This is a genomic window from Halorubrum sp. CGM5_25_10-8B (genome assembly GCF_005435095.1).
GTDB lineage: Archaea > Halobacteriota > Halobacteria > Halobacteriales > Haloferacaceae > Halorubrum > Halorubrum ezzemoulense.
In genome coordinates this window covers 105,542-124,020 of sequence record NZ_SGTY01000007.1, presented here as the reverse complement: position 1 = coordinate 124,020, position 18,479 = coordinate 105,542, and the positions used below count along the sequence as shown (strand labels likewise).

Genomic DNA, 18,479 nt, shown 5'->3' with positions numbered 1-18,479 from the left:
AGAGTGGCGCTGCGTAGCGGTCGAGAGCCATCTCAGCCGAGAGCCCCGGTGGGATCGGTGGACTCGCTCGGCGTCCCGAGGCCGGAATCGTCGTCGAGGGAGAGGTTGAGGTGGTGTTCGCCGACGGGAGTCTCGGGCGTGTCGGGATGAAAGACACGGATGGTGATGGCGTCCTTGCGAGCGGTGCGGTCGATGGTCACGATGAAGTCGTCACCGAAGCGAACGTCGGCGTAGGTTTCGCCGTCGCTGAGGGTGGTGAGTGAGTTCATAAGAATCTGGGATGATGCACGGAGTGTGGCTGTGGTGGTTGTGCGATACGGCGTGGGGGAGGAGTCAACTAGTCGCTCTGGATACGCGGGGCGAGCATCGCGAGGACGTCGCATTCGCCGTCGCTGAACTGGTACTCGAACATCATCGGGAAGTCGCCGCCGAAGGTGAGCGTGATCTCCGTGCCCTTGGGGAACTGTTTGGAGATGTCGTTGACGTAGTCGAGGCTGTATAGTGCGTTGCCGTCGGCGGCCGTGAGCGCGGCGAGGTCGTCATCTGCGAGTTCGAGACTGACGTTGTCGGTGTCGCCTTCGGCTTCGATGTAGACGGTGGTCTCGGCCTCGTCACAGCGGAAGCGGATGTGGTCGGAAACCATATCGGCGGCCTTGACGCCACGCGAGATTTGTGCTTCCTCGAGCGTGAGGGAGATGGGGAGGTCCATCTCGGGGATTTCGGGCTCTTTGCGGATGCTGTCGGGGTCGATGAGCGCCATCGTGAACTCGACGCCGTCGATATGGATGACGAGTTTGAATGACGTGGTGTTGAACGAGAGCTGGACGAGGTCGTTTTTCTTGGCGAGTTTGAGGACTTCCTCGAAGCGTTCGAGGTTGACACCGAGGATGCCCTCGGTAGCGTCGTAGGACTCGAAGGCTCCGGCTGCGAGGGAGACGTCGTACATCGCGACGTTGGCGGGGTCGACGGCTCGAGTGTGGATACCGTCTGGGCCGACGCGAATTTTCGCTTCGTCGACGATGGCGCGAAGCGTGCTGACAAACTCCTTGATCGCTCCGCCCTTGACGGCGGCGGTGAACTGCTGGGGCGGGCTCGTGACGACCTCTTCTGCGTCATCGTCACCCTCGCTATCGGGTTCGCTCTCGCTCTCGGTGTCCGTCTCACCGTCGGCGTCGGTGTCGGTTTCGACGCTGAGGTCGGGTTCCGGTTCGACTTCTGTTTTGACCTCGGGTTCCGGTTGTGTGTCGATCTCGGGTTCGGTTTCAGGTGCGGTTTCAGATTCGACGTTGGGAGTGGTCGCGGGCTGTGCGTCAGCGGTGTCAGATTCAGTGTTGGTACTCATCGGTTTCGAGCGTGTTCGGGGGGTTGGTCTGCGTCGGTACGGTTCTGGGTACTCGACCATGCTTCGGTGGTCGAACTCGGCTGCTCGTCGAGTCGGGTGAGGAGTTCGCGAGCGAGCAACGCAGTCACGGTGTGGATAATGCTCATCTCTGCCCCCTCACCGCCCTTGGGGGGCCAAAACTGAGCGTCGGTATCGCACGGGGGGAACCGGCGATGGTGAGGGTAGTCGCGCAGGACGATACTGAGGCGTTGGTCTGGGTTGCTGGCTGCGAGCTGTCGGCTCTCGGAGTCGGTGTGTCGAAGTACTCGTTATGTTTGAGACTCAGAGGTGGGGTTCGAGTGTGACTGTGCGTTCGTCTCGGGGAAGTCAATGGCGTCGGGGTCGGTAGCAAGGGCGCGGGCGGCCCGGTCGAGTTCGACTTCGTCGATGGCGATGCTGATGAGCGCCTCAAGTGCGTCGTCGTAGGCTTGCTGGGCCGCATTCGGGTCAGACGCGGCATCGAGACGCTGTCGGAGTGCGGTCTGGAAGCGATCCGCTGCACGGTGGTGGCTGAGTGTGCCCATTCTGGTTGTCCTCCAGCGATTTCGAGGGAGACAAACGAGGCGGTGGGTCACTCCTACGCAACAGAGTGGAGTCGATGGCCGATCCAGTTGTTGCGTAGGACGATGAACCTGCGGGGCGATGCCGCGCCGACCGACCTACCCGAGGTAGTCGTCGAGATTGCCGTCCGGATCGGGAAGATCACCAGAGTCGTCGAGCGAGAGAAGTTCCCGGCGGATGTTGCGGATGGTCGTCGGGGTGGAGAAGCCTGCGTCGGCGAGTCGCTGCTGTGTAAGCTTGTGGTTGGTCACCCCGCTCTCATCGTGGGCATGATAGAGGCACGCTGCGGCGACGCCGGCGGGCTGTCGGCCGTTGGCGAGGATACCGACGGCGGGGGCAGTGACGAGTTGATGGGCTCGTCGTTCGACGCGGGGATGGGTGTTGACGGCGTTGGCGAGTCGGGGGAGGAAATTCTGCGGGAGCGGCGGTGGCGTTGCGAGTTCGAGCTCGCGATTCAGCAGTTTGTAGGCGCTTTTGATATCGGATTCGTCGACGCGGGCGACGGCGGCGAGTTCCTCGAGGAACCGTGGCAGGCGTTCGAGGCGACAGGCGGCGAAGATGCTGGCGGTCGCGATGGCTTCGATGGAGCGCCCACGGAGGAGATTGCTCTCCCAGGCGTCGCGAAAGAGTCTCGCAGCGCGGTCGTGGATCGGTACAGGGAGTTCGACCGCACTCACGAGACGGGCGATTTCGCCAAGGCCGGTACGGAGCGACTGTTCGTGAGTAGTGCTCGCCTTCGCGCGGTCGTCCCACTTCCGAAGGCGATTGAACTGGCGCTGTGTCTTCGACGAGAGTTCGTTTCCGTAGCCGTCGCGGTAGGAGCCAATCTCGGTTGGGAGTCCCTTGTCGTGGCGGCGGATGGTCGTAGGAGCGCCGCCCCGGGCAGGTTGTCGTTCGCCATCGTCGGTTGTCTCCCACTGGAGTTCCCGGTCAAGGATGTCTCTGGCAACCACGAGCCCACAGGACTGACAGTAGGTTTCAGTCTCGTCGGCGACGAGGTGTTCGTCGGTCGCACACTCGGGACAGCTGCGGTCGGGGCGGCGGTGTTGGCGTTCGGTCTCGAAGGCTGCTGGTGTTCGTTCGTCCGAGTCCGGATCGCCTTCGGACTTGGGAGCCCGTCTGGGGCGCGGTGTGGTCATCCAAGACGGGTGCGGGATAGTGGTAGGGCTGGTGCTTGCGTCGCCGGTGAGAGTGCGCTGGGACATGGAAACTACGGTGAGGAGGGGCCCCCTCTAGCGAGGCGGAGGAGACAAACTGAGCGCCGTCGATGGGCAGTGCGAGCCCGGGCATCACCGAATCGTCCAGGGGAGTTCGTGGAGGTCGGTGAACAGGCGGATGACCTCATCGAGGACTTCATCCACGGCGTCTTGTCCAGCGGCGTGGGCTTTCGCGGCGTCCAGAAGTGTCTCGAACGCCGGGCAGCATTCATCGTCGATGACGTAGTCGTCGTAGTCGAGGAAGACACGCTTGCGGAACTGGAGATCGTCGTAGTGCCAGTCCGACCAGAGGTCGGAGGGGTCGACGTCGTATTCCTGACCGTCGTATTTGTCGCGGAGACGGACGAGCCCCCGGTTAATATCGCAGGAGACGATACGCCGGACGGTACCCGTCCCGTCGGTGATGAATACTTGCGAGTACGGAGCGACCTCAGCAATGCCAAGGTCGTCGGCCATTGTCCGGAAGTCCAGTTCGCCATCTTCGGTGGGTGGGTAGCTGGCGCGACGATCCAATCGGTAATCGTTCGTTCCTTCCACGTCTACATCGGCAGTTGCCTGGATGTCGTCGATGGGCGTCGGTTCATTGTAGTCGTCGGACTTGAAATCGGATTCGAGGAGGACGCGGTGCGTATCCGAGTCGTGGATGCGGAGTTGGCGTTCGTAGCCGTCGTCGACGTGGGGGCCGCCAATGGCGAGAACGAACCATCCGGAGTCGGGTGAGCCACGCGTGGCTTCGAGGACGCGATAGACGCGGCCGGTCTCTTCGTCGAGGAAGAAGACTGTCGGGGGGTTTTCGCAGTCGATTTCTCGGGCTTTCGAGAGCGCGTGGAGAACGCATTCCTTGTCGAATCGCTCACGAAGGTCGGCGAACGTGTATAGAGTATCGGTTGGATTTGATGTCATGGCTGGATGAATGGGTGATTGACTGGCTAGTCTTGGTGATGCACAGTTACCAGCGGTATTACTCGGGCGGTGGGAAGGGAGATTCAAGGATGGCGTGGACGTCGGGGTCGTACTGGTCGTGGAAGGCGTCGAGAACGTCGCGCTGCCACTGTTCGTGACCGGGATCGTCGAGCCGCTTGATGCCGAGGCCGTTCGAGAGCGCAACCTGTTCGAGGTCGATACACTGAATCGAGGAGACGTCACCTCCATCGCCGGCGGGGATATCAGCGGCGTTTAGGAGTGGCGTCTCGATCCAGGCGTCGAAGCAGTTGTCACTCGAGGAGGTGACGACGAGACCGTCAGTTGCCCCGGCAAACAGTTCGGTGGTGATCCGCCCGAGGTTCTGATACACGCCGGGCGGGATGACGAGGAGGTTGCGGTCGTGGTCGATGGTAGCGTCAGCGCGGACCTGTCGTGGGTGGCCCTTGAGAAGCCACTGCTCGTCGTCGTTGAGCCAAGCCCCACGGATGAGGCACTGGATAGCAGCGTCAAGATGGTTGTGCGTGCGATACGTGAGGTAGCCGGAGAGTCGGGTGTAGAAGGTCATAAGAGATGGGGTAGTGTTGGGTTGCTGGAGTTCCTACGCAACAATTCGAGTCAGATAAGTGAATTCTGTTGCGTAGGACTACAGGTGAGCGATGCCGGTCAACTGAGCGAGACGTGGTCGATCTCGCCATCGAGGTCAACCGAATACTGATAGCCGACGAGGGGAAATCGGCATTTCTCGTAGCCGGCGGTCTGGACGATGAACGGTTCGACAAGGTACGCTACGAGTTCGCGCAGGAAGTCTTCAGTATGCTCGTGCTGGTAGTCGTACACGAGGTCCTCGGTTTCGGCGTCGATGAGGGCCTCGCGGTCGGCGTCACTGAGACCCTCGAGGTCGCTGGCGGCGTCGAGCTGTTCGTAAGCGGCGTGGCGGACAGTCGGGCGGTGTACTGGCCCGAACGAGGCGTAGCCGTACAGGACGAGGTACGGTGGTGGGCGCTCGCCGGTGTCGGGGTCGCGGTCGGGTTCGACAACGTCGACGGTGAGGGTGTCGAACGGGCCGGTCCCGAGCAGCCACTCGTCGAGGAACGAGCGGAGTTCATCGACGCGGTCAGGGTCGACGGTCGGTACATTCGAGGTGGTACTGACTTGGAGTGTGGCCATGAGTAGGTTGGACTGTTGCCCTCCACCGATTCGAGGGGCACAAACGAGTGGTGAGGCGAGCGCGTTCGAGGAGCTAGATGAGTTGGGTGTCGACGATCTCGACCACGAGTATTTCGCCGCCGTGCGGGTGGCCGTACTGGTTGAGCGGCATTAAATCGAGAATCATCGCGGTACTGAAAATCGAGGCCAGTCGTGGGCTTCACTCGCGTTCTCGCTGTGAACGCGGAGGAGATGAACCGGAGCGTAGTGGGTGGGATGATTGGACATCCCCCTCGAGAGAGAACTCCCAGGTATCGGAGTGTGGGCTATCCCTGGTGCATTACTCCTCGAAATCGGCGTTGGCGACGGCCGAGGCGATGGCCGCCTCGTCGACGGCGTCCTCTGCCCCCACCTCGGTCTCGTTCTGCTCATCTGCCGCTCCGTGGTCGGCGTCGGAGCCGTCGGAGTTGGGAACGGGGACAGCGTCCATCCCTACGTCTTCGCGGGCCTCGTTGAGGGCCACGCGGTAGGTCTCAAGCGAGCGGTCCTCGCCGTACTGCTCACGGCTCATCGCGATATACGGATTCGAGCCGTCGTCATCATCGTCGTTCTCGAAGGCGTCAAGGCGAGCAGCCGTTCGGTCGATAGTTTCGCGCACCCACTGGTTACGGATGGCTTCATCGACGCGAGTGATGGTCTCGGGCCGGAGTGAGACGTTCACGTTGCCGTCGTCGGTTTCGTACGTGCTGGGCTTGGCGGTGATAGCGACGTACGCGGGCGGTTCGAGGCCGGAGAAGAACGCGGCGGCGTCGGGCTGGTACTGACCGGCGTAGGCGAACACCGTCCCCGTGGGATCGACGATTCGGGCCTGCCAATATTCGCTGTCCTTGCCAACGTCGTTGACTTCGGTGACGGTCCCGACGAGGAAGAAGCGGTTCGCGGTCTCGCCACTGGGAAGCAGCGCGAAATTCGGGGCCCGCTCCTCGTCGCTCTCTTTGAAGACGTGGGTTGCGTCGTTGAGTTCGGCGGCGAAGGAGCGCTTTGCGACCTGTCGGCCTTGTCGCTGGGTACTGTTGCTGTCGGTACTGCTGTCGGCTGTGGATGCTGAGTTACTCATTGTCGTGAATTGGAGAGGGTAGTGGGCGGGGCGTGGGACTACGCGAGTGGGTCAGCCTCATCGACGAGAAGGTATTTCCCGATGACGCGGCCAGTGACTCGGTAGTAGCGACCAACGAGGGCGTCGGTAAGGTCGTTCGCGACGACGCTCGTATCGAGGGCGTCCATCGCTTGCTGTTTGGCCTCCTCGATGGTGATGTCGGCGAGGGCTTCGGTCGCGTCCTTGTCGAAGATGGCGTGCTGGACGCGCACGCCGTCGTCGAAGACGGCCTTGATGCGGAGGTCGAACTCGCCTTCGACCTTCCCGTGTTCGGCACACCGGCCGTCCTGGAGAACGCGCGTACAGCCGTCGTGAGGACAGCGCTTGATGAGTCCGCTTCCGGACTGGATCGCGACCATCGGGGCCTCGATGGTCAATTCCTCGGCGTTGTCTCCGACTTCGATGTCGTCATCGACGGGTTCGATGACCGACCGGGAGTTGAGGTTGAGTGAGTAGCGGCCATCGTACTCGCTGGTGACGACGTTGTCGAGGCGGTACACGCCGTCCTCTTCGAGTTCGGGAAGGTCGGATTTCGCCCACTTGGTGAACTTGAGTCGGCCACTCTCGTCGCCGATGAGTCCGACCTGGGCGATGCTGTCGCTGGTCGGCTCCCAAAGGTCAACGACTTTGACCGTGACGCTGACCCACTGGCCGTCGGTGTTGATGGCGTCGAGCGTCGTGTCGCCGGCACTCTGCGAGGGGAGTACGAGATTGTCGTATTCGATGCCGAGCACGTCGAGGTAGTGGTTGCGAGTGGCGCGAGTGGCCTCCTCAAGCGGCACGTTATAGGCGTTAACCATCTGATCGAGTCGGGTAACGATATCGTCGACACTCGGGAGATTTCCATTGCCGGCGGCGTCGGGGAACTGTTCGATGAGGCTGGTCGCGGCCGTCGCGAGATCGTCGCTGGAGGCGTTGACCGCCGAATCTGCGGGGGTTACATTTGTGGACATAGGTTCTGTTTTGAGGTGTCTTCTGGGGAATTTCTTCACGAGCTAGACAGACCGGGAAGCGTCGAAACAGGGTTACTGCTTGTTGTGCGACTCGGAACGCACCTGCGAGCGGGACACTCGAAGGCGAGTGAATAGACACGGTATCTCTCGTCTCTCCTCCGATTCCCCTCACCCCCCTTGGGGAGCAAAAACTCTGGGAGGGATTGCTGATCGTGACAGCCTGCGAATACTGGCCCGCCCGGTCAGCGGGCGTCTTCGAGACTAATGGTTTCGTCGGCGCTGATCCATCCGCCGAGGGCGGCTCGCTCGATGATGGCGAACGACCCGTCTTGGAGCGTGGCGAAGCGCGTCCCGACGGTCGGGCCAGGGCCCGGTGGGTCGGGCCGATAGCGATCGTCTGGATTGACCGCTCGCGAGGGGTCTTCACCGTCGACGATATCGAGGTCGAACAGTTCCTCGTCGGCGGGAGTGGTCTCGGTGTCGTTGCTATCGGGATCGGAGTTGGTCTTTGAGCACATAGGAGTACGGGAGAATCGCAGCGTCAGATGGTGTGGAGTCGAGTCGAATCGTATCGAGTCAAGTCGAGGTGTAGCGAATCGAACCGTGGTTCCTAGCTGTCGTCGCGCCAGCGCTGGGCGCAACTGGCACACGAGAGGAGTCTAGTCGGTGGTTCGTCGATGGAGCGGAGTTGGACGAGCCGGTAGTGCGCCCGGTCGTGGGAACACTCGGGACACCGGCAGGTCGTCGTGGGGAGGCCGAGGCTCGGCTCTGTCGTCGCCGTCGTCTCGGAGGTGTCGGGAGTCGCGACGCCGGTGAGCGCGTTCGCGCTGGCGTCCTCGGTGGCCGCTGTGGTGTCGCCGGTGGCGTCCGAGTCGTCGTTCTCGAGTGCGGTCCCGAAGTGCTCAAGGTTGCGCACGAGCGCCCAGAGGCGGCGCTTGCCCTGGGGGATGGGGTGGTCTGGCGCGGGTGTGGATTCGGGCTGTGAGGTGGCGATGACGTCGTGGACGGCGGCGTGGATCGCGTCTCGGTCGGTGTCGGCGGCGACGAGGACGTAGACGACGTTAGCTTGTTCGCGCCACCAGATTGGGAGTGGGATGTCGCCGTCTTCGTCGAAGATTTCGGTGGCATTGAGCCATCCGTGGGCGTCCATCTGACCGCTCTGTTCGGCGTCAAGGCGGTCGACCGGCGTGTGGACGGGACGGGGGACTTCCTGCACGCCGGGTGTGCCGAGGGCAGGTATCGAGCAGCTGCCGTGTCGCTGGAAGGGTTGTTCGATACCGCGCTCGCGGTTTCGCTCGGCGTATTTCGCCCAGTCGACGTTGGGGATGTCACCGCGTGGAGCTGGCCCGTCGCCGGCCTCGATGACGGTGATTCGGGTTTCAGAGTCGGCGGCGAGCGTCGCCTGCCCCTGGTATTTCCCGACTTTCCCGGCGACAACGCGAACGGTGTCGCCTTCGTGGAGGATGGTTCCCTGATTGGATTTCGTCCAAACGGTGAATTTGATGGTCCCGGTGTCGTCTTCGATGAGGCCGACCTGCTGTTGGGTGCGGGATTTGGGCTGCCAGAGTCTCGTGACCGTCCCCTGGATGTCAGCTTCGACGTTGTACTTCGAGGGGATGACCGGCACTGAGGAGATGGGTTGGATGACACCAGCCTCCTGATAGAGTTCGTCGAGAACGTTCGATTGGGCGGTGAAGAGATCCTGCCCACGGACGACCTTGCTGCCGAGGCGGTGTTCGAGGATGGCCTTGTTCGGGGGCGTGACGAGGCGGTCGGTGATTCGGTCGGCAGCCTCGTGAACGCGGTGGCTGGCCTCCTCGTCAAGGTGCTCGAAGGGGTCGTACGAGTGGATGTTGTCGCCGATGACGCGGTCGTTGTAGTCGGCACGACGCTCGTGGTACTCAGTAAGGAGTTCGTCACGGCGCCGTGTCTCGCGGTCGATACCCGTGATGTGGGCGGCGAGTGCTTTCTCACGCTGGCGTTTGCGCTCTTCGCGAAGTCCGTAGAGGCGTTCTTGGGCTTCGAGCGGGAGTCCGGTAAGGTCCTCGTCGGTGAGGTCCATCGGGTCGATATCGCGGGCTTGGGTGGTGCGGAGGCTTGCGCCGACCCAGTAGGCGTCGAGTTCCTGTCCTCCGGTGCCTTCGATTTCGAGACCGAACTCGTCGTATTCGGGCTGGGTACGGGCGGCCATCATGAGTTCGCCAGCATTCTCGAGGCGGACGCCGAGACAGTCACTCTCGAGGTGCGGGCTTTCGTAGAGTCCACGAAGCCGGAGTTCGTCGAAGCGGGCGTCTTGTTCGACGTCGCTGTTCGAGAGGCGGTGCTGTCCGTCGTGGTAGTATGTCATCGGTAGGTCACTCCGTGGTGGTTGATTCGGGAGGCGAGCGGCTATCGGCCATCCTCCTCTCGAACCCCCTTGACCCCCTTTGGGGGCCAATACTGAGCGAGAGCTAGCCGAGTCCGGACTACAACGGTAGCGACACGATCGAAAAATCACTCAGGATGTCAGGGACGGCCAGACATTCGACTGGTTGTCAGAACACCGTGACGAGGTCTTCGATCGAGAATAGGCGGAGGTCATCGCGCTCTTCTGCGGCCTCGATGAGGCTGTGGTTGAACCCGCTCCGTGAGAACAAGCAGAACTCGTGGGAGACGTCGTCCGTGCCCTGCGGCGTCCAACGGATGTCTTCGACATCATTCTCGAGGGTATTCAGCACGTCGTATCCCATCGGCTGGCTGGTGAACTTGCACTCGCCGGCGACCATCGTATTCTCGGTCGTCAGTCCAATCACGTCGACTTCCTGCTCTTGATACCACCAACGGCCAACTCGATCGAAGGTATACGCGTCGTAGAGGTTGTACACGGCAGTTCGGCACAGTTCTTCGAACTTCGGACTGACTGCATCTGCGAGATGCGGTTCGATCAGTTCCTCGTAGGCGTCGGTGCCTGCTCGGTCGTACTTCTCGCCCTGTCCGTAGACGAATCGAAACCAGAACCGGAACAGTGCGTCCTTCAATACGTACTGTCCCCGCCGAGACCGTGCGGGGTTTTCGGTCACCGGCACCTCCCGGTCGACAATTTCCAAGTCTTGGAGGTTCTTCAGGTAGTGGCTGATCTGGTCGGAGTCAATACCGGCCGCCTGCGCGATCTCATTCGAGGTTTCATTCCCGGCGGCAATCGTCTTCAGAATCGAGAAATAACGATTCGGATTCTCCAGTTCGGTGCGCAGGACGTACTCAGGTTCATCGTGGAGAAACCCCCGCTTCGAGAGGACTGTATCCCGGATGTTCTCTCGCAGTGGGCGGTCGTCGTTGACGGCCTGCAGGTAGTGTGGCGTCCCGCCGAAGACGGCCCACGCCAGTATCGTCTCTTCGGGGTCGTAGTCGGGGAAGAACTCCGTGGCAGCGTCGAACGTCAGTTCCTCCAACTGGAGACGCATATCGAATCTGCCGTGAAGCGGGCTCCCGCCACTCATCACTTTCTCTTTCATCATACTGATTGACGACCCAACAAGCACCAACGTGGCACTCGTCCCGTCTACCTCATGATCCCACAGTCGCTGGATAACCGACGGGAGGCTCTCGTCGCTCTCGATAAGGAACGGAAACTCGTCGAGGACGAGCAGCGCGTCCTGCTCGAAGAGGTAGCCGAGGACGTCTTCCCACTCGCGGCGGATGCGTTCGATGCCTGGAAAAGTTCCTGCGGTCTCTGCCACGAAATCGTCGAGTTGCACCTGCTTTGTGGTCTCCGTGGCTTGGTAGTAGACGACGTCGTCTCGGTTGCGAATGGAGTGTTCGACCAGTTCCGTCTTCCCGACGCGTCGGCGGCCCCAGACGGTGATTAGCGAGGTGCCATCGGTGTCGTACCGCTCTTGGAGGGCCGCAATGTCAGCATCCCGATCGACGAACTCATCCATAGACTCACAACCTTGCGCCACCACTATAATAGTGCCGAATAAGGTAGTTCAAAATAGGGTATTTTATAATACCCAAATTGAATCTACTTTCTAGTCCGGTTAGGGCGTAGGTGGTAGAGCCCGAACCGAAGCAGGTTGGCGACAGGATATGGTCAAATATGTAATATAGTCCTCTATCGAACCACTATATTCTCACGTTACAAAGAAGCCAGTATGAGTAATCGAGCGCCGGACGAGTTCGTGGATATCAACGAAGAGGTCCAAGAGGAGTGGAAGGACGAGACGACACCTTACGAGCGTGTCCGCCACGTTATCGCCCATACGTATTCACCCGTGTCGGCAGGCACTGTGGCCGAGGACGCACTCACCTCGCCGAAGACGGCTCGAAAACACCTCAATACACTCGCCGACGAGGGATTCGTCGTGACGGCCACCGGCGAACACGGCGGGACGTCCTACCGCCGGTCCCCCGAATCGCTCGTCGTTGAGCAGGCGGCAGATATCCTCGAGCACGTCTCGACGGATGAACTCGTCACGCGTATTGGCGAGATGCGTGACCAGCTCAACGAGTATCGCTCTGAATACGGCGTTGATTCGCCCGAAGAATTAGCCATCGAGCAGACGAACCAGACACTCGGAGACATAGCCGCGGAACAGTCGGCTATGAATCCGAAGACGCTTCAAGAGTGGCAGACGCTTCGGCGCAACCTCGCGTTCGCAAACGCAGCCCTCTCGATCGCGAATGCCAAGCGGTTCGTTGATTGAGACTCTCACGCTACGGTTAAATACTCCTCCAGCCTACAAATTAGCGAGCCTTGAACGGCTCATCATATCAAAGCCGGAAAGGCGGCATTCGCCTTTCCACTCTACTTTCGATGAGCGGGAGCGCCGTTCCGTGTGCGAGTTTCTTTCCTGACTGCTTCTGTTGGACGTGATTGTTCGCAGGAGCTCATCCGTCGTGCTCCGGGGGCCCGTCGAATGTACGCGGGATTGTGGTGGTTTCCAACGGAAAATCGACAGACAGCACCGATATAGCACGATATAGTTATGACTGCTGTTCGCGTCTCTGAGAGCAGAAAGCACGGCGCTTTCTGGCTTTGATATGAGTGGATACACCGACAGGTCCGACCTCACTGAGGACGGATTACAGAACGGCAGTACCGAAATCGAACACGAAACCGAATATGAGCACCCCACCCCCACTGTTCGCCTGTTCTCACAGGCGGCAGAACACGGATTCCCGGCGACGGTTCGCCTCTCCACTGAGGAGATCCGCCGTCTCGACGACGGAGTGGAATCCCCGACAATTCGTCGGTGGCTCAATCTCGATGCAGACGCAGCCGCGAGTTCTCACTCGCTCTCTGCGGTCTCGTCTGAGCGTGGGCTCCGTGGCACTGTGGAGGGACAACACTCGTCCACCGGTGAGTCCGACTCTGGCTTCGACGTCTCTGTTGATGTCGATACCGAGGTCGACTTCGAGCGTGAGAACGAGAGTACTGGTGCACGCGAATCTGGTTCTGAACTCGAACGTGAATCCGAGGGCATCTACGGCTGGTGCGATGACCAACCGATGGTCACGTCTCGGAGTGATGAGCGGAGGGCTTCGATGAACGCTCGCGGACGGCCCGCTGATGCGCTCTCTGAGTCCGATGTTCTCGCACGTGGGCAGTACATCTACATGGGCCACGACCGCCTGACCGACCCGACTGGCGATCAGTTGACGGGCACGGCGTCTGGCTTCGATGAGTACGACCCCATCAGTTCGACGGATGTTCCGGTGCGCCTTGGACGAACACTCGTCTCTGAAGACCAGCTGGATGCACACACTCGTCGACTGCGTGCGCTGAAGGTCATCCCCGAGGGTGAGCAGACGCCATGTGAGGCAGAGGGTGTCGGAACGGACGATCTGGAAGTGACGCTTCCCTCTGGGGAGTTAGTCGCACTCCGGAATCTCGTTGCGAATCCAGCGGAGTACTCTCGGTCGTCGATTCCTGGTATCGAGCGCCGACTGGCGTTGGATGCAGAGCTGAAGAGAGTCTCTGCGGGAATTGACGCTGCTGGACACCTGACTGGCCTGGCTGCGACGTTGGATGCACACACCGAATGGCTCGCTCGCTACCGCAGCGCGTGTGCTGGTGTTTCTCCTGAGCGTCGTGAACAGACCGTCGCCCAGCAGCTCTACGACCTCGCCGAGCCCCTTCGGGAGCTCGACGCTGAGGATTCTGAACTTCGTGAGGAAGTCTTGACCGAAGCACGCAGACTACTGCATGCCGAGACCGTCCACGAGGTTCGTCGCCGACCCGTCGAAATCGCGTCCGATCTTGCACAGCGTGTGCTGGGGGGACAAGATGTGACATCGGCATTCCTCAGGCTCCTTGAAGATGAAGCAACGAACCCGAGGAACGTCCTGCGAATCAACACGATTCTCCGGGCGAACCTTTGGTCCTCGAAAGGCTACCTCACGACGCAAGGCGTAGTGAAGAAGGTCTACCATGCTGACGTCCCTGGATTGAAATTCGGGATGATCGTCAAGGATGGAGATCGCCGCGAGGATGAAGTTCGTGTCTCTATCTGGGAGTCAAGCGAAGAGGAGATTACTGCATCAACGGCCGACCCGGATGACGCCGATGGTGAAGTGATCATCTCGAAGAAGATCCTCGCCGAGCCGAACGAAGGTGACGTGGTCCGCTTCGTTGACTTCAAGTTACCGTACAAGAAGTCCAACCAGACGTACCAAGGGCAACCGAAGCTCGACTCGCGTTGGGAATCGGAGATTCAGATTCTCGAGCGTGCGCCGATCACCGCATCTGCTCGCTTGACGCCTGCCACACCCCAGCGTGTTGGTCAGTCGTCGCGCCCGTCTGATGCTGGTGAGGCTGTTCCCCGGAGTTCCGCTGCGAAATTCTCTGGTGACGTCTCGACAACCTGGCCTTCGCCAGTACTGCTCGGGACGCTCATCAAAGACGAACTCGCTCGTATCTCCGACCGCATTCAAGCGATTGCCGAACGCAAACAGCTTGCACAGCAAGAGCGTCAAATAAAGCGAAACCGCCGATTCCTCAAGGAACACCCTGAGGCACTCACACTCTTCAAGGCAAACGCGTTGATGAGATTCGTGAACAGCGACTCGCCTCGTGACCCCTCGTCGTGTTGGGTTTGTGGTGTCCGGAATGAAGACATGAACTACGATCCGGTCGTAGCGTCTCGATTCCACCCACTCTGCCTGGCACGCGCTGGTGTTGAGAGTTGTAAGGAATACACCGAACAGCGTCTCACCGAGTACACCGAGTCACTCGACGGAGGAGCTGCCTGAGTATGTGTATGAGTAACTCTGATACCCGCACTCAGATTCGGATTCACGCTCAGATTCGCCAGACCTCGATAACGGTACTCCCCGTTACCTAGTTGTATCCTGAACTGTAACGAACCCTAGCACCCCCGAGTTCCCTACCGATCGAACTCAGAACTCAAACTAAACTCTCTTTCGAGACCGGACCTGAAGCCGCCGAGCAGCGACTCAGCCTCCCGAACCGTCGAGAACTAACCCCTCCTCAGCGGCCTGTGGCCCAGTCAATATCGTGCGGAGTGAGATGTTGTGGGTGTAGTTCCACATTAAATGTAGCCAGCGAGTCCTCATACTGGTAGGACGCATACGGAACAACAGCAACCCCCCACACGGCGGGAGGGACAGCTCAAGGTTGGCTTCAGGCCGACCGCGAGTATCGAATCCCCCGTTTTGGGTATCGTTGAGAAGAGAAGACAAGAGATGGCCTCAACACCCCCTTCAACGGCGACGGCGATCGGACGGCGACTAATAAGTGACCTTCGGTGGTCCGACCGGATGGTGAGTCGATGACAGCGTCTGGGCACGGCGAGGAGGAGACATGGTTCGAGGTACAGCTGTCGGTCCCGTGGGTGGTCGCGGGGACGACGGGCGTACAGGACGTGATCAACATTGCGGTGTCGGAGGTGGGCAAGCGAGTAAATCAGACGTCGGCGCGGTACTCGGAAATCGTTGTGCAGGACGTCGCGTGTCCGTCCTGTGGATATGAGTACGAAGCGGCGCTTTCGACGACGGATTTCGCGTTGGTGGTCTTGACGGTCCTGGCGCAGTTCCAGGCGTCGTCAACTGAGGGGGCTTCGCGTATCGCAAAGCGAGAGTTGGGCGTGCGAATGAAGGACATTCCGTTGACCGTCCTGGGGGTACGCCGTGCGACGCCGACCCCGGAAAGCAAGAAGCCAGAATTAGAGTCTACTTCAGAGAAATGATCTGATCAGTCGCGGAGCTCTGCGACCGACTGACCGACCTCGCGAACGTGTTCACTTCGCTCGAGGTCAAGTTCCTCGGCGAGGTAGTCGACCGTCTCTTCGAGGCTCATACTGGAAGAGACAGAGTGTCATAGAATTGTTTACATATATTAGTAGAAGCCGAAGAAACATCAGGAGAGAGATTAATTACCATCATTGTTTAGAACTACCCATGGCGCCTCTCTCAACCAGTAGCTGAGAACAATGTCAACTGTTCTACGACACACTATAGGATATGATAGAAGTGTTCTCACACTCGGATCAAGATAGCTCAAGACAGGTGAAAGGGTTACCGCGGCGAGCTAGATCTATACGTTGACTGGTAGGAGACACAGGCAAGATAGAGAGCATTGACGCAGCAGAATGGTCGCATCGCGACTCGCCTACGGTCGTGTCGGATGAGGCACCGTCTAGGCAGAGATTGAATGGAATCTCGAATCGAATGGGGCTCTGCAGTGTTGCGAGAAAGTTGAATCCGGCAGGGTCAGGAGTCGGTCATCAGACTGTACGCCCAGTCTTTCGTGACTCGCGTGCCATGTTTATTGCGGCGTCGTACGGGTCCTGGCCCGCGGGGGGTTCTATGCTGTTCCAGCTGTCCCCGATGACTGTGACGGGTTATTAAAACAAGTGGTAACTATTCTGCTAGTAAAAATGGAGATAGATGATATCTACGACGAGGTCGATACGCACAGACATCACCGCGACGACCTTACAGCGTGGTGGGACAACCATCAGGACCATCTCACACAGGAACAGTGCGACAACCTGTTTGACTGGATCATCGATGACCCGTTCGCGTACTTCCCTCTCGTCATCAGACTAACGCTTGACACCACAGACACCGCTCCTGAGTTCGCTGAGAATCTCGAACGTCTCTCACCCCACATCGACGCTGATCTCGCCTGGGGCGAATTTTACACCGCATTCAGGGAGATAATGCAGGATAATCCAGACTTGGCGCAGGAACTCTACAGCGAACTCCCTGTTGACACCGAGGACTGGACCCACCCCATCATCGGCCCGGTCATCGCAGGTCTCCCCCGCGACGACGCAACGAACGAACTCTACCGGTTACTGGAGAGCCACGAGGAGACCAAGGTCAAGGCCGGGATCCGCGGCCTGATAGCCACGTTCGAAGACACGGAACTCCCATCGAAACTCGTGGATTCGCTGGTCCAGCTGGCTGACGACTCCGCATTTCACGGCTACGTCCTCCAAGCGAATACAGCAGTCTTCACCGCCAACTCCGATCTGTGGGAGCTCACCCTCGAAATCGGGAGAACCCACCCCGACTATGTCCCCCAAATTCTCCATCAGTACGGCCGCTACATTGAGCACGACCATCTCGTAGATTATCTCGCGCTCGCAGAACACGGTATGGCGGAAGACACCGTCGATGACATCCCCGTCCACTATCTCTACATGGATTTCGCCGACGCGACAGACCAGTTGGCCGATTTCACGGTCAGGCTCAGCAAGCACCGGCTCACCACAGCCAAGCAACTTGTGGACCACATCGCGGACGAGAACGATGCTATTCTCCCCGCCGTATTCGACCGTATTGATGCATTCCCCTCGGCATTCCATGCCGTTGAAACGGTGTTCGCCGCCGGGGAAGATAACCCGGCACAGCTTGTTGATCTCGTAATTGATCAGTACGATACCGGTCATCGCCGTGTCATGCTTCAACTGCTGCAGAAGGCGGTCGGCGAGCTCTTCTTCGCTACTTCCTATGAACGGTCGACAGCAACCACAATCGCCGATTTCCTCACATCGCTCGACGCACCAGCCTTTGTCCGTTCAGTAGATCGCGCATTAATCGAGCAGGAGCCGGATAATGACGAGCATCACAACAAAGAGGTGTATTACCACCTCTACAACGTGCTCAACGACCATCTTGACAACCGGGAATACAACCAAAGTACGCTTACCCGGCTTGACGAATACCCGCAGCTCAAGGCCCACTTCCATCGCCGGTTAACGCGGAAAATTGACCAGGGAACATATCATCCGATGCTCAACCTGCTGCGGAACGACGCCGAAACATACCTCCAGTTCCTCGAAGAGAACTGGCATCGCATCCCCTCGGCGAAACAACAGCAGCTGCTTGGTGACGCCTTTGAGTCGACACTGAGTGAAATTAGATTCCTACTCTGGCTCGACACCCAGAGCTTGTCCTATGACATTGACGTGCCGCTTCACGACCACAAAACAGGGAACGAACTGGAGAAAGACGTTGACATCGTCATTGACGGCAACTACATCGAAATCCGAGCGCCTCAGACCTGGCGCAATCTCGAAGTCGCAAACAGGGCGCTCGGCATCCCGAACACCGCGTATGACAAGATTGCTGATAAATTCAGGTCCGACTACCTGGGCAGTGCGGAACTCACCAGCGAACCGGTCTTCATCGCGCTCGACATCACACGATCAGAGATTTTCCCCGAAGATATCGTCGCCTCACTCTACGGCTCATTGAAAATCCAATTAACGTACGATACGGACACAGGCCAAGCCGTCGATGACCGCCCGGTCCGCGACCCAGATGACGCCCTCCAAGGATGGTCACTCCTCGACGATAATCTGAATGGCGTGATCTGGTACACCGTCCGTATCACCACGGACACCAACGGAACACAGAAGCTTCAGGTGGACGGAGATGTCGTCCCGAACCCGCATCACAAAGACGAAGACAACGCCCAATACTGCAGTACTCTAGCGGACACCCTGTTTTGAGAAGGGCCGTGCAAGACTCGCGCCCTGTATCTTGTAAGGAGATCTGAATATCACCTGATACTGGTAGGAAGCCTTAGGGTCAGTTCGCACATACGTACAGGTCGGTTCATCGAAAATTGGTGTGAAATCAACACCGTGTGGATCGTTCTATGACGCCCTCAAAACGGGGGTCAAAACTCA

The 18,479-nt window shown here is 59.4% G+C and carries 16 protein-coding genes; 4 read left to right on the top strand and 12 right to left on the bottom strand.

Annotated elements, in window-relative coordinates; translation table 11 throughout:
- Positions 1–32: 32 nt before the first annotated feature.
- From EXE51_RS08360 to EXE51_RS08305, 12 genes are all read right to left on the bottom strand, one after another.
- A complete protein-coding gene (locus EXE51_RS08360) occupies positions 33–269 on the bottom strand; it encodes a hypothetical protein (RefSeq protein WP_137692442.1) in 237 nt (78 codons plus the stop codon).
- A gap of 68 nt (positions 270–337) precedes the next feature.
- Positions 338–1,342 carry a DNA polymerase sliding clamp gene (locus EXE51_RS08355; protein WP_199234041.1) on the bottom strand — a complete coding sequence of 335 codons (1,005 nt, stop codon included), beginning with the start codon at positions 1,340–1,342 and terminating at the stop codon, positions 338–340.
- A gap of 308 nt (positions 1,343–1,650) precedes the next feature.
- Positions 1,651–1,905 carry a hypothetical protein gene (locus EXE51_RS08350; RefSeq protein WP_137692441.1) on the bottom strand — a complete coding sequence of 85 codons (255 nt, stop codon included), beginning with the start codon at positions 1,903–1,905 and terminating at the stop codon, positions 1,651–1,653.
- A 135-nt stretch (positions 1,906–2,040) separates the two neighbouring features.
- On the bottom strand, positions 2,041–3,081 hold the full coding sequence (locus tag EXE51_RS08345) for a transcription initiation factor IIB family protein (protein WP_158413891.1): 1,041 nt from the start codon (positions 3,079–3,081) through the stop codon (positions 2,041–2,043).
- A 150-nt stretch (positions 3,082–3,231) separates the two neighbouring features.
- Positions 3,232–4,062, bottom strand: a complete 831-nt coding sequence (locus EXE51_RS08340; protein ID WP_137692439.1) for a hypothetical protein — start codon at positions 4,060–4,062, stop codon at positions 3,232–3,234.
- Positions 4,063–4,120: 58 nt separating this feature from the next.
- Entirely contained in the window at positions 4,121–4,648 is a 528-nt protein-coding gene (locus tag EXE51_RS08335) for a hypothetical protein (RefSeq protein WP_137692438.1), read from the bottom strand.
- A gap of 98 nt (positions 4,649–4,746) precedes the next feature.
- Positions 4,747–5,250: a hypothetical protein gene (locus tag EXE51_RS08330; RefSeq protein ID WP_137692437.1), complete on the bottom strand. Its 504-nt coding sequence runs from the start codon at positions 5,248–5,250 to the stop codon at positions 4,747–4,749.
- A 319-nt stretch (positions 5,251–5,569) separates the two neighbouring features.
- The gene (locus EXE51_RS08325; protein WP_241990608.1) at positions 5,570–6,346 is read right to left on the bottom strand and encodes an RPA family protein; all 777 of its coding nucleotides are present in this window, start codon (positions 6,344–6,346) and stop codon (positions 5,570–5,572) included.
- A gap of 38 nt (positions 6,347–6,384) precedes the next feature.
- Positions 6,385–7,338: a replication factor A gene (locus tag EXE51_RS08320; RefSeq protein ID WP_137692436.1), complete on the bottom strand. Its 954-nt coding sequence runs from the start codon at positions 7,336–7,338 to the stop codon at positions 6,385–6,387.
- 242 nt (positions 7,339–7,580) lie between these two features.
- The gene (locus EXE51_RS08315; RefSeq protein ID WP_137692435.1) at positions 7,581–7,856 is read right to left on the bottom strand and encodes a hypothetical protein; all 276 of its coding nucleotides are present in this window, start codon (positions 7,854–7,856) and stop codon (positions 7,581–7,583) included.
- Positions 7,857–7,948: 92 nt separating this feature from the next.
- Positions 7,949–9,685, bottom strand: a complete 1,737-nt coding sequence (locus EXE51_RS08310) for a hypothetical protein (RefSeq protein WP_137692434.1) — start codon at positions 9,683–9,685, stop codon at positions 7,949–7,951.
- Positions 9,686–9,872: 187 nt separating this feature from the next.
- Positions 9,873–11,255 (bottom strand): ATP-binding protein, encoded by a 1,383-nt coding sequence (locus EXE51_RS08305; protein ID WP_137692433.1) that lies wholly within the window; start codon positions 11,253–11,255, stop codon positions 9,873–9,875.
- 213 nt (positions 11,256–11,468) lie between these two features.
- Between EXE51_RS08305 and EXE51_RS08300 the strand changes: the two genes are divergently transcribed.
- The 4 genes from EXE51_RS08300 to EXE51_RS08285 all read left to right on the top strand — a co-directional run bounded on the left by EXE51_RS08300 (position 11,469) and on the right by EXE51_RS08285 (position 18,299).
- Entirely contained in the window at positions 11,469–12,020 is a 552-nt protein-coding gene (locus EXE51_RS08300) for an Rrf2 family transcriptional regulator (RefSeq protein WP_137692432.1), read from the top strand.
- Between the two features lie 337 nt (positions 12,021–12,357).
- Complete coding sequence (locus EXE51_RS08295; protein ID WP_137692431.1) at positions 12,358–14,568, top strand: hypothetical protein; 2,211 nt, start codon at positions 12,358–12,360, stop codon at positions 14,566–14,568.
- 539 nt (positions 14,569–15,107) lie between these two features.
- Positions 15,108–15,524, top strand: a complete 417-nt coding sequence (locus EXE51_RS08290; RefSeq protein ID WP_137692430.1) for a DUF555 domain-containing protein — start codon at positions 15,108–15,110, stop codon at positions 15,522–15,524.
- A 690-nt stretch (positions 15,525–16,214) separates the two neighbouring features.
- On the top strand, positions 16,215–18,299 hold the full coding sequence (locus EXE51_RS08285; protein ID WP_137692429.1) for a hypothetical protein: 2,085 nt from the start codon (positions 16,215–16,217) through the stop codon (positions 18,297–18,299).
- Positions 18,300–18,479 lie beyond the last annotated feature (180 nt).

What these genes read in the sequence shown, in the direction of transcription:
- EXE51_RS08360 (WP_137692442.1), bottom strand. Translation starts at nt 269, where the DNA reads ATGAACTCACTCACCACCCTCAGCGACGGCGAAACCTACGCCGACGTT.
- EXE51_RS08355 (WP_199234041.1), bottom strand. Translation starts at nt 1,342, where the DNA reads ATGAGTACCAACACTGAATCTGACACCGCTGACGCACAGCCCGCGACC.
- EXE51_RS08350 (WP_137692441.1), bottom strand. Translation starts at nt 1,905, where the DNA reads ATGGGCACACTCAGCCACCACCGTGCAGCGGATCGCTTCCAGACCGCA.
- EXE51_RS08345 (WP_158413891.1), bottom strand. Translation starts at nt 3,081, where the DNA reads ATGACCACACCGCGCCCCAGACGGGCTCCCAAGTCCGAAGGCGATCCG.
- EXE51_RS08340 (WP_137692439.1), bottom strand. Translation starts at nt 4,062, where the DNA reads ATGACATCAAATCCAACCGATACTCTATACACGTTCGCCGACCTTCGT.
- EXE51_RS08335 (WP_137692438.1), bottom strand. Translation starts at nt 4,648, where the DNA reads ATGACCTTCTACACCCGACTCTCCGGCTACCTCACGTATCGCACGCAC.
- EXE51_RS08330 (WP_137692437.1), bottom strand. Translation starts at nt 5,250, where the DNA reads ATGGCCACACTCCAAGTCAGTACCACCTCGAATGTACCGACCGTCGAC.
- EXE51_RS08325 (WP_241990608.1), bottom strand. Translation starts at nt 6,346, where the DNA reads ATGAGTAACTCAGCATCCACAGCCGACAGCAGTACCGACAGCAACAGT.
- EXE51_RS08320 (WP_137692436.1), bottom strand. Translation starts at nt 7,338, where the DNA reads ATGTCCACAAATGTAACCCCCGCAGATTCGGCGGTCAACGCCTCCAGC.
- EXE51_RS08315 (WP_137692435.1), bottom strand. Translation starts at nt 7,856, where the DNA reads ATGTGCTCAAAGACCAACTCCGATCCCGATAGCAACGACACCGAGACC.
- EXE51_RS08310 (WP_137692434.1), bottom strand. Translation starts at nt 9,685, where the DNA reads ATGACATACTACCACGACGGACAGCACCGCCTCTCGAACAGCGACGTC.
- EXE51_RS08305 (WP_137692433.1), bottom strand. Translation starts at nt 11,255, where the DNA reads ATGGATGAGTTCGTCGATCGGGATGCTGACATTGCGGCCCTCCAAGAG.
- EXE51_RS08300 (WP_137692432.1), top strand. Translation starts at nt 11,469, where the DNA reads ATGAGTAATCGAGCGCCGGACGAGTTCGTGGATATCAACGAAGAGGTC.
- EXE51_RS08295 (WP_137692431.1), top strand. Translation starts at nt 12,358, where the DNA reads ATGAGTGGATACACCGACAGGTCCGACCTCACTGAGGACGGATTACAG.
- EXE51_RS08290 (WP_137692430.1), top strand. Translation starts at nt 15,108, where the DNA reads ATGACAGCGTCTGGGCACGGCGAGGAGGAGACATGGTTCGAGGTACAG.
- EXE51_RS08285 (WP_137692429.1), top strand. Translation starts at nt 16,215, where the DNA reads ATGGAGATAGATGATATCTACGACGAGGTCGATACGCACAGACATCAC.